Source organism: Microbacterium sp. EST19A, assembly GCF_019969685.1.
In the GTDB taxonomy this organism is placed as follows: Bacteria; Actinomycetota; Actinomycetes; order Actinomycetales; family Microbacteriaceae; genus Microbacterium.
Window position 1 is genome coordinate 1,541,187 of the sequence record NZ_JAHXYZ010000002.1, and the last position, 10,899, is coordinate 1,552,085.

General features: G+C 69.8%; 9 protein-coding genes. All 9 read right to left on the reverse strand.

All coding sequences use genetic code 11. The features are described 5' to 3' along the window. Positions 1 to 33 precede the first annotated feature (33 nt). A complete protein-coding gene (locus tag LC452_RS17470) occupies positions 34 to 450 on the reverse strand; it encodes a hypothetical protein (protein WP_223627540.1) in 417 nt (138 codons plus the stop codon). Next, complete coding sequence (locus tag LC452_RS17475; protein ID WP_223627542.1) at positions 447 to 1,004, reverse strand: type VII secretion system-associated protein; 558 nt, start codon at positions 1,002 to 1,004, stop codon at positions 447 to 449. The genes LC452_RS17470 and LC452_RS17475 overlap by 4 nt, the downstream gene beginning before the upstream one ends. 32 nt (positions 1,005 to 1,036) lie before the next feature. Beyond that, positions 1,037 to 1,621, reverse strand: a complete 585-nt coding sequence (locus LC452_RS17480; protein WP_223627544.1) for a hypothetical protein — start codon at positions 1,619 to 1,621, stop codon at positions 1,037 to 1,039. After that, entirely contained in the window at positions 1,621 to 2,322 is a 702-nt protein-coding gene (locus tag LC452_RS17485) for a hypothetical protein (protein ID WP_223627546.1), read from the reverse strand. Before LC452_RS17485 ends, LC452_RS17480 begins: the two co-directional genes overlap by 1 nt. Positions 2,323 to 2,404: 82 nt before the next feature. Further along, complete coding sequence (locus LC452_RS17490; RefSeq protein WP_223627548.1) at positions 2,405 to 4,114, reverse strand: ABC transporter substrate-binding protein; 1,710 nt, start codon at positions 4,112 to 4,114, stop codon at positions 2,405 to 2,407. 10 nt (positions 4,115 to 4,124) lie between these two features. After that, positions 4,125 to 4,346: a hypothetical protein gene (locus LC452_RS17495; protein ID WP_223627550.1), complete on the reverse strand. Its 222-nt coding sequence runs from the start codon at positions 4,344 to 4,346 to the stop codon at positions 4,125 to 4,127. Between the two features lie 121 nt (positions 4,347 to 4,467). Beyond that, positions 4,468 to 4,761, reverse strand: coding sequence for a WXG100 family type VII secretion target (locus LC452_RS17500; protein ID WP_223627552.1), 294 nt, complete (start codon positions 4,759 to 4,761; stop codon positions 4,468 to 4,470). Positions 4,762 to 4,882: 121 nt separating this feature from the next. Beyond that, positions 4,883 to 9,400, reverse strand: coding sequence for an FtsK/SpoIIIE domain-containing protein (locus LC452_RS17505; RefSeq protein WP_223627554.1), 4,518 nt, complete (start codon positions 9,398 to 9,400; stop codon positions 4,883 to 4,885). A gap of 31 nt (positions 9,401 to 9,431) precedes the next feature. Beyond that, positions 9,432 to 10,898, reverse strand: coding sequence for an RDD family protein (locus LC452_RS17510; RefSeq protein ID WP_223627555.1), 1,467 nt, complete (start codon positions 10,896 to 10,898; stop codon positions 9,432 to 9,434). Between the last annotated feature and the right edge of the window lies 1 nt (position 10,899).

Genomic DNA, 10,899 nt, shown 5'->3' on the forward strand with positions numbered 1-10,899 from the left:
GCGCGATGGGGAGATCAGCCCATCAGCGCCGCGTCAGCCGTTCTGCGCGTTGCGCCGGATCGCTTCATAAAACCGGTCAGCCTCGGCGCGCTGCTCGGCCACCGTGGTGACCGTCGCCGGGTCCACCGGCTCGAAGGTGTCGACGAGACCGCCGACCTGCTCCTCGGTCATCCGGTAGGCCTTCAATCCGCCACCCTGATCGCGAGCCATGCCGCTCGGCCAGACATCGGCTTGGGCGCCGGCGACGCCGATGCGCCATCCTTCCGGCTCGAGCTTCTCTCGCACCTGGCAGAGCGCCTCGAACGCGTCGAAAGCACGTTCCTCGACCGGTGCGAATGCCGGCGAGTCGATCGACACCACCCACATCCGGTCTTCGGTCCGCCACGAGATCGTCGCCTCGTGGACGACGCCGTCGCGGCTCACCTGGATCGTCTGCGGGCTCGTGATCATGCGCCCGTGACATCCGAGGGGTCGATGATGACCGAGACTTCGGAGCCGGGGTTCAGCCCGATCCGCACGCCCTCGGGCAGTGCTGCAGCGAGCTGGTCCCCCCGCATCACCGTGTGCTCGGCGTAGCCGGACGAGGTCGCCTTCTCGGCGTCGGAGAACGCGTAGACGAGACGGCCGTCCTCACCGTCCGGAGCGACGAAGATCCCCCCCTCGGGGCGGCTGTAGACGTAGACGTCGGATGCCGCGAACTCGCGGTCCAGCTGCTCGCCCGGTGCATGCCCTGCCCGCACGAGCTGCAGGACGCGCTCCAGCTTCGAGGCGGGTACGGGCCAGCCGCGGGCAGGCGGAGACGGGACATAGCGAGGATTCGGCGTGAACTCCTCGCTCAGCTCTCCGTTCTCGTCGGCGCGCCAGGCGCCCACGATGCCCTCCGGCGGGATGCGGTCCAGACCCTCGAACTCGGGATCGATCGCGTACACCCATTCGCCGGGGTTCGCCCGCGCCTGTGCGCGAAGTGCGTCGGTGATGGGCGGCGGAGCGAGCGGCGTGGCCATCTGCGGACCCCTGTCATCCAAGTCGTGTGCGGTCACTTTCCACCATAGCCGGGGTTCGGGATCCAATCACCGAGCGTCCCGTCGGGCTTGACGGGGTGAGCTCCGGAGATCTGTTCCGGGGTGACTCCACCCTGGAAGGAGACCTCGGCCTCCGGCGCCTGCGACGTCGGACCGAACGGGTTGTTCGGGATCGTGGCGTCGGCGTCGATTCCGCCCGGCGCATCGATCGTGTACCGGTAGTCGGAGCCCCAGCGCTGGTACAGATCCGGATCGCGGGTCGTGCTGATGAAGTTGGACGGCGTGTTCCACCGCACGAAGTCGTCGTAGTTGTTGTTGTTCGGGTCGCGGACCTCGAATCCGTCGCGGAAGATGTCTGCCGGCGGTCGGTTGTCCGACCGGTACAGCAGCTCGGTGGTCGTGCGGTCGACCCGGTTGGTGCTGTTGCCCGTGAGCGCGGGCGGCGGATCGAAGTTGTCCTTGTCCCTGACCTGTCGCACGACGTTGTCGAGGTGGTCGTCGATGTTGTCCGCGAAGCCGTGGAGCCGGTCCTTGCCGTGCCCCATCCCCTTGAGGACTGCTTCCTTCAGGGAGCGGAAGATCCCCTTCGTGCCGGCCATCAGTCGTCCCCTCCGAAGTCGAGCGCCGAGAACTCCGTGAAGAAGGTCGACGTGAGTGTCTGCACGTCCGCACTGTGCAGCTTCATCGTCGAACGCGCCTCCTCCAGCGCCTCGAGATCGGCGAAGAACTCGTCCGAGTCGCCCGCGGTCGCCTCGACCACCGGTGCGTCGAGAATGGCGTCGATGACGGCCGGAAGATGCTCGGCCATCGGCTCGATCGCCATCGGCAGCAGCTGGTTCATCAGCTGCTCCACGGCGATGTCGACCGCCGCGTTCAGCAGCTTCTTCTTGATCAGCAGCATCGGACCCGCGCCCACGGCGGTGATCGGGTTGGTGAGCATGCCGACGAGCGCGATCATCGTCGTCGTCACGTCGACGATGACCTTCATCTTCAGCGCGAAGATCGCCTCCGCACCGATGTCCATCGCGGTCGCCGCCGGCGGCATGATGTCGACCAGCTTCTGCAGGTTCTGCGAGCGGTTGGCGTTCCAGGCGCCGGTCGTCGCCGGACCCGTCTGCCCGCGCATCGCGCCGGCGAGGTCGCCGTTCACCTTGCGGTCGACCGACTGGATCACATCCTCCAGATCGGTTCCGAGGTTGCGGACCAGCACCGCGCCCTTGCGCACCTCGTCCTCATCGATATCCGGCCACTCGAAGCCCAGCTTCTCCATGACCCAGACGAGCTCGTTCGGCAACATCATTCCCACAGCGACACCTCCACAGATGACTCTACGAGTCGCGACCGGTGCGCCGCGATGGGGAGAACAACCCACAGGGCCATGATCACGGTGCGACCTCCCACTGCACGACGCCGGACGTCAGCGGCGCGGTCGCGCCGTTGCGGGCGGCGATGCCCATCACGTCCTTGTCCACGATCGTCACGCGAGGGTTCATCGCGAGCGGGAGCGCGACCGCCGCACGGACGATCGTCGCCTCGATCCGCGCCCGCAGGTCTCTCGCCTCGTAGACGTCGGTCGTCTGCGCGAGCTGGGCGATGAGCTCGTCGCGCTCGGGGTCGGCGCTCCCGGTGATCGATGCCGCGCCTCCCGACCCCCATTGCGCGAAGATTTCTCCGGGCGTCTGCGGCACCGGCACACGGGAGATCACGGCATTCCACGCGCGCTGCCCGAGCGCCGCCTCGAGGTCGTCGGTCCCGCAGTCGACGATGCTCCAGCCTGCTTCGCCGGCGACGCCCTGGAGAGCGACGAAGGCACCGGCCGCGAACTCGCTGGCACGGTCGTACAGCACGCAGACGGATGCTCCCGCCGGCACCCCCGCGGCTTCGCGTTCGAGCGCCGCGTCGTCGCCGGGCGTTCCGAGCGTCGCACTGAAGCCGGAGTCCTCGTTGACGATGTCGTAGGCACGGGAGCCGGGCGTCGTCGCCATCGACGTCGTGCCCGCGTACGCCGACGCCCATTCGCCGCCGCCGCCCTGCAGCAGGGCCGTCGCCGGCGCGGCATGGATGAACGCGGTCCGGGCCGCATGCTCGGAGAAGACCCCGGCGGGATTCAGCTGCAGCGCCCAGACGGTGCCGTCGTGCGTCGTGTCGGACGTGAGATCCCTGCGCTCGAGCTCGTGGATCGGGTCGACGTTCGCGGCGACGGGCGCGACCTGCACGACGTCGAGGCTGTCGCCGATCGCGGCGAGCGGGTCATCGCCGGTCGGCACCAGATCGATGCGGGCGATCTTCGGCGTCACGAGGCCCCGGTATCCGGTGTTCGGCACGAGGCGCACGCTCTGACCCGCCTCGTCGACGCTGACCTCATCCACCTGGAACGGCCCGCTGGAAAGCAGCAGGTCGGCGGGGATCTTCCCGTCCTCCGGAAGAGCGAAGCCCTCGTTCCACACCTCGGCGATCGCCGCGAGGGCCTCGGCGTCGTCATCCTGGATGGCACGGATGACGGCCTGCTTCGCCTCCATGGCGTCGTCGGTGCCGAACGCGCGCTGTCCGACGACATGCGCCGGCACGGGCACGGTCACGGCCGACTGCCAGTCGATGTCCGGCTGAGCGAAGGTCACCGCGATCGAACGGGCGAACTCGTCGATGGCCGGCACCTCGATGTCGGCATCCGCCTGCCCTTCCTCCGCCCCCGCGTCCGCCTCATCATCCGTCCTGAAGTAGCCCGCTGCGCCCGCCCAGCCGAGCAGCAGATCGGCCGCATCGAGCGGGATGCCGTCGGACCACGCCGGTTCCGCGAGGTCGTAGGTCACCGTGAAGGGCTCGTCCGAGGAGATCTTCACGGTGCCGAAACCCTCGTCGGGCACGAACTCGCCGTCGACGACGTCTCCGAAGCGGCCGCGCGTCGTCGCGGCGATGTCGAGATTCCCCGCCGTGGGGGATGCCGCCGCGTTCGCCGAGGTGAACTCCTGCGTCCACCCCACGGCGATCTTCGAACCGGGCACGACGCTGGCCGGCAGCGCAGGGGTGCAGGCCGCCAGGCCCGCCACGACCGCGACCGCGAGGGCGGCCGCTCCCAGGCGGCGGCGTCTCATGACGTCGCCGTCATACGAGGTCGTTGCCCTCGTCGCCTTCGGCCATCTCGCGGAAGGGCTGGCTCTCTTCGCTCTCGAGCCACGCGCGCGCGTGCTCCAGCAGGACGGCCGGGGAGTCCTCCGCCTCTGCGGCGGTGGCGAACGGCCCGATCGTGTCTTCCGACGGGCGCTCGTCCGCGCGCTCCACCGACTGGGTCGACAGGTTGTACCAGTAGCTCTGTGCGCCGCTCATCACTCCCGCTCTCCGCTCATGATCCTGAGTCTATTCGCCGTGTCCGTCATGCCCCGCGCAAAGACAGAGGTCGTGACACCGGTCTTCCGACCGACGCCACGACCTCTGACAGTGCGAGCTTTCAGCCGCCGGCCAGCTCCGAGTCCTTGTCGCGGATCGAGTCCGCCATGCGGTCGAGCGCCTGAGCCATGTCGTTGACGGCCTCGGCAGCGTCGTCCAGGGAAGCGGTGAGCTCCGAGTACGCGGTGGAGTAGGCCTCCGACGCGTTCTCCGTCTTGAACCCGTCCTGCACGAGGTCATCGATGACGCCCTGGAGCTCCTTCAGAGTGTCGGTGACGGTGCTGCGCCCGTCGCGGAGTCGCGCCGCAGCGCTCTCCATCTCGCTGTACGTTGCTCCAAAATCATGTCCGGCCATGAGAACCGCCTCCCGAATTCTTCGTCTTCAGGCCTTGTCGACCTCTTTGAGTCGAGGTTAGCCAATGATCGTCCGTTGGCAAACGGGGAGCGGTACCCATGGCACCTCTACCCATGCCGTTCTACCCCTGCGTCGGCGACTCCGGCACGAACGGGATCTGCATCGTCACGGCACGCCCCGCCTGCACGAAGATGCCTCGACCGACCGGGAAGTCCGAGCGCTTCACGCGGCCGAACGGGGTCTTGAAGATCGCCTCGCCGTCGTACGTGTCCGGCTTGAGGACGATGCCCTGCCGGCCCGTCTTCCACTCGCCCAGCACGCCGATGCTGCCGCTGGCACGGCTGATCTCCGCCTCGCCGATGAGCAGGTGGTCGCTGTTGTTCATGGCCTGCAGCAGCGCGCGCATCGGACGGTCCGCTGCGCCGTCGGCGAGGTGGGGCATGTCCTCGATGACGATCATGATGCGACCGCCCACCGATTCCTGCACGACCAGTTCGGCGAGCTCGGTCGCGAGATCCTTCTCGTCCTCTGGTCGCGTGGCGCTCTTCACCCACGGACGGAAGTCCTTGAGCTCGGAGCGGCGGCTGCCGAAGTGGTACATCCGCACGTTCGGGTCGAACCGCTCCATGGCCACGACCAGCGCCTTCAGCGTGTTCGTGCGGCCCGACGCCGGCGGACCCGAGATGACGAACGAGCCGATCGGCTCGAAGCCGTGCGGCGCGAGCGTGTCGTCGGCGACGCCGAACACCGGCGTCCCGTCCACCTGCGCCGGCATCTCGTCGACCTGCACCATGGTCGGCAGCGCGCCGATCTCGGGCAGGTCGCGGACGCCCTCGGCGCGGAGGCGGTCGCCGAGGGCCGTGAGCGCCTTGGTCTGCTCGACGACGTTCATGGTGCCGCCGAGCACCGCGATCTGCGCCTCGTGGCCGTCGACCACGGCGCGACCCGGCGCGGACTGCTCGTCGAGGATGTCGCGGGGCGCGCTGAGCAGCATGTACTGGCTCGGATCGCCCATGCGCAGCACGACGCGGCGAGAGATGTTCGCCGCCACCGCGCTCGGCACCGCGTTGCCGCGGTCGGCGGTGATGACGGTGTGCACGCCCAGCGTGCGGCCTTCGCCGAGGATGCGCATGAAGATGCGGTAGAACGGCCCGCGACCCGGCGCGACCTCCCAGTCCTTCTTGAACTCGGGGTAGTTGTCGATCAGCAGCAAGATGCGCGGCATCCGGGCATCGACGAGCTCGCGGTACTCCTGGACCGAGGCGGCGCTGGCGGCCGAGAACGCCGCGGCACGGCGGTCCATTTCCCCGTCGAGAGTGCGGAGAAGCCGCTGGATGCGCTCGACGTCGGCGCCGTCCACGACCGAACCGACGTGCGGAAGCGCATTGAGGGCACCGAGTGCACCCGTGGCGAAGTCGAGGCAGTACACCTGCACGCGGCCGAGATCCGGTCGCATGCCGGCGGCCGTGCCGATCGTCTTCAGGAGCGTGGACTTGCCCGATCCGGAGGTGCCGTAGATGACGAGCGAGCCGTCGCGGTCGGGCACGAACACCGCCGCCTGCTGCTGCTGCTTCTCCGGCACGTCCACCATGGCGATGGGGATGCGCGTGTCGCCCTCGTTCGGCAGGTCGCTGAGATCGACCAGGGGCGACAGATCATCGAGCCATGGTCGACGCGGGAGCATCAGCTGCGCGCGGTCGGCGGCGTTGATGAGCGTCGACACGATGCGCTTCTGGTCGTTCGGGCCGAGGTCCTCCTCGTGCGAGTCCGACTCGGGAAGGCGGTCGGGCTCCCATTCGGCTGTCGAACCGAAGCGCAGCTCGGACACGCGCACCTCGGCGGCGGCGGAGTCGTCGTCGGTGGTCCAGCCGCCGGCGTACGCCGACTGGAACGGCACCAGCCGGCCGGGTCCGGTCTTCGCGATCGCGCGGCCGGGGATCGAGGCGGGGAAGGTCGCGGCCACCCCGTCGTCGACGACGTCACGCGAGTCGGACTCGTCGGCCATGCGCAGAGCGATGCGGAGGTTGGTGTTGGCGCGGAGGTTGTCCTTGATGACACCGGCCGGGCGCTGCGTCGCCATGATCAGGTGGATGCCGAGCGAGCGTCCGCGCTGGGCGATGTCGACGACGCCGTCGACGAACTCCGGCATCTCGGATGCCAGGGCGGCGAACTCGTCGATCACGAGGACGAGTGCGGGCGGGCACTCGGGATCCTGGCGCTTCTCGAGCTCGAGCAGGTCCTTGGCCTTCTTGCGGTTGAGCAGGTGCTCGCGGTGCTGCAGCTCGGCCCGGAGGCTGGTGAGCGCACGGCGCACCAGGTGCGGGCTCAGGTCGGTGACCAGGCCCACGCAGTGCGGAAGCTCGACGCAGTCCGCGAACGCCGAGCCGCCCTTGTAGTCGACGAACAGGAACGTGACGCGATCAGGGCTGTGCGCCGCCGCCATGCCGAGCACCCAGGCCTGCAGGAACTCCGACTTGCCGGCGCCGGTCGTGCCGCCGACGAGGGCGTGCGGACCCTGGGTGCGCAGGTCGAGCGCCATCGCATCGCTCGGCCCCTGGCCGATGATCGCGCGGAGGGTGCCGGCCTTCTTCAGGCGCGGCCTGGGGCTCGGCGACCGGTCGACGATCGTGTTGTTCTGACGCCAGCGCTCGATCACGACCTGCGGGTCCTCGGCGATCGCCGGGTCGACCAGCTGCAGGAACATCACCGAGCTCGGGATGTCGGAGGAGTCGTGCACGCCCGTGCTCGCGTCGACCACCGGCGAGAGTCGGCGCGCGAGCATCTGCATGTACGCGTTCGACACGCCCTCGACGCTCACGTGCTCGAAGTTCTCGCCGTTGCGGACCAGCCCGACGTGCGCGTCCTCGAGGCCGGCGGTGACGTCGATGTAGCTGCGGCACACGGCGGGGAGCGACTCGACCGTGGGCGACACGAAGACCGCGTGCACACCGTGGTCCGCGCCGCGCTCCAGCACGTCGGTGAGACGGCCGCGGTCGACGGGGGCGTCGCCGCTCACGAAGACGACGACCGAGATCGGCGGCGTGGCCTTGTGCTCGCCGGCCGCGCGGGAGACGTCGGTGCCGTACTGCAGCGGGTTCCAGTCCTCCTTGAACGGACCGCGGGGCTCGCCTCCGCCGCCGGCCGCGGCCGCACGCGAGACGTACTCCTCGAGCGTGCTCAGCAGCGCGGCGCCGGTGGGTGCGGAATCGGCGAGCGCCATGTCGCGGAAGGGACTCCGCTCACTCGAGGTGTGCGGCATCCACTTCAGCCAGTCGAACTCGGGGGTCCAGGCGGAATCCGCGAAGGCGACCGCGACGACGTCGTTCGGGGCATGCAGGCCGAAGAGCTGCACGGCGATGCCGCGCATCGTGTCGGCGACGGGTCCCTGAGGACCGGCGATGCCGATCGAACCCGCGTCGACGAGCGTCTCCAGCACGGGCACGTCGTCGACGAACTCGTAGCGCTCGCGCAGCCGGTCGACGCGGTCGATGAACTCGGGGAGCCCGTCGGGCGATTCCGCGGACTCCTCGATCTTGTTGCGCGCCGGGAGGCGGCAGCTGCCCAGCCGCACGCTGAGGAAGTTCCAGTGCTCCGGCCGCCTCGTCCACAGCAGCGGACCGAGCCGCATCGCATGGTCGAAGATCTCGGCGACGGGCGGGACCTCCGCGTTGCGCGCGCGCTCCTCCTCGGGCTTGCCCTGGAAGAAGTCCTCCTCCAGCTGCTCGTACTGCCGCTCGAAGAGCAGGAACTCGTGGTCCTGCCCCTTCCGGCTCTGCGCCGCCTGGTTGATGATGTTGCCGAACGCCATCAGCGGCGTCATCACGATCATGAGGAGCGAGCGCGGGTTGCCGTTGAGCGCGTACAGCGCCATGCCCATCAGGATCGGGGCGATCATGATCGGCCAGGGGAAGATGCGACCGATCTTCTCGGTGGGAAGCCGCGGGATCTTGAACAGCGTGCCCGGGAAGCGCACCTCGACGCGGGGGCTGCGGTTGAACATCAGCCCGCCGCCGCGCTCGATGATCGGGTCCTCGGTCGCCGAGCCGTCGAACGACCGCGCCAGGCGGAGCACGAGCGTGGTCCCGCCGATCACGAACGGCTCGCCCTCCTCGACGCGCACGCGCTGCACGGCGACGCCGTCGACCAGCACGCCGTTCGCGGAGTTGAGGTCGACGACCTCGATGTGCGTGCCGACCTCGAGGCGGGCATGGCGCTTCGAGACCATCGGGTCGGCGAGCACGACGTCGTTGCCCGCCTCGCGGCCCAGGAACACATGGCCGGCGGTGATCGGGAACTCCTGTCCCGCGAGCGCCCCGGAGGTCGCCACGAGCACGCCGACGACGTCGCGCTGTCCGGCGAACGCATAGTCCGGGCCGTAGTTGACGATGGATGCCGCGAAGCCGGAGCCGATCGGCGCCTCGCCGATCGGGACGTCGGGCTGCAGCGGCACGAGCCGCTCCCCCGTCGGCGGTGCGACCGCGAGCGTGAGCACGTCGCCTTCGGCGACGGGGATGGAGCGGGTCGGATCCGCTTCCGCGACATGGCGCGCCACGTCGCCGGCCGTCGCGGTGGAATCCGTCGTGATCACGATGTCGACGGGGTCGCCCGCCTGGCGGTGCAGCGTCAGCTTGAGTCTCATCCGTGTTCCCCGGTCACCTGTCCATCATCGATCACACTCGGACCACGGCGGCGACGCGGTCGCCGAGCCGGATCATGTCGCCGACGGTCGTCAGCACGGGCGATCCCGGCACGACGCCGTACTCGGTGCCGCCCCGGATCAGTCCCGACCCGTTCGTCGAGTGACAGTCCGCGATCTCGAGGCCGCCCTCGACGGGGCGCACCAGCAGGTGCGTCTTGGAGAGGGACCTGCTGTCGTCGGCGAGGGCGATCGCGCGTGCTCCCGAATGCTCTGCCGCGTCGGGATTGCGCCCGAGCAGCACGGGTTCGGAGATCGGGATGCTCTCGCCCGTGTCGAACCGGAGCCGGAACTGCGCGACGGGCTCGGGCTGCGGGGTGGCGGCGGGAGCGGGTGCGGGGGCCGCAGGCACGGGCGCGGGAGCGGCGGGAGGCGCGGCGGGCGACTGCACCACGGCGGGCGGAGCGACCGGTACCGGTGCCGGCTCAGCGAGCGGCTGCGGCGCCTGCGTCGGCGCCGGAGCCGGCTGCGGTGCGGGAGCCGGCTGCGGTGCGGGAGCCGGCTGCGCGACCGGGGCGGGCTGCACCGCGGGCGCGACGGGCGCGATAGGCGCGGCCGGGAACTCCGGCACGACAGGATGCTCGGGGTCGGCGAGCCGGTATCCCCCGAGCACGGGCTTGCCCGTCTCGATGGGCACCTGGTCGTGTGTCGGCGTCGCCAGCGACAGCCCGACCATCGGACGCTCGTTCGCCTCATGGGGCCGAGCGATGCCGAGCACGCCGGCGCTGACGCGGTTTCCCGGACGGTACTGCGGTTGCGCCGCGGGATCCACCGGCGTGGCCAGCGAAGGCAGGGCGGAGCGCTCCGGGGTCGGCTCGGCCTTGACGACCTTGCGCGCCACGCGCATCCGCTTCTCGTCGTAGGGGTTCAGCCCCTTGCGGACGTCGATGAGCCAGACCTTCGCAGCCTTGTCGTGCAGCCCGCGACCACGGCCCTCCGGGTCGAACGTCGGGGAGGCGAGGATGAGGGCAGGACCCAGCACGGGCACCACGCCCGCCACGCCGACGATGAGGAAGCGCAGCAGCACCGACCCGACGCCGGGGCGTTCGAGCGTGCGCACGTTCACGCTGCGAAGCCCTGTGACGCCCTTGCCGATGGTCAGCCCCTTGACGCCGTGGAGGATCAGCTGCACGACGAGGAACACGAGGCTGAGGAGCGTCGAGACGGCGGCCATCACGACGGCGAGCACGAAGTCGGGGTGGTTGAGGAAGCCGTAGGGCGAGATCGCCCCGGTCGCGAGCTTGAGCAGCAGCGGGATCGCGCCGATCCACAGCGGCAGCTGCAGCACCACCCAGATCGCCCCGTCGATCGTCGCGGCGAGTGCACGGCGCCCGAACGGCGCGCGCAGCATCCCGAGCGCCGCGGCGTACGCCGGATCAGGGCGCCCTTGAGCGTCGAGTCCTTCGATCGTCGGCTTCTGCTCGTCGATTTCCCAGATCATG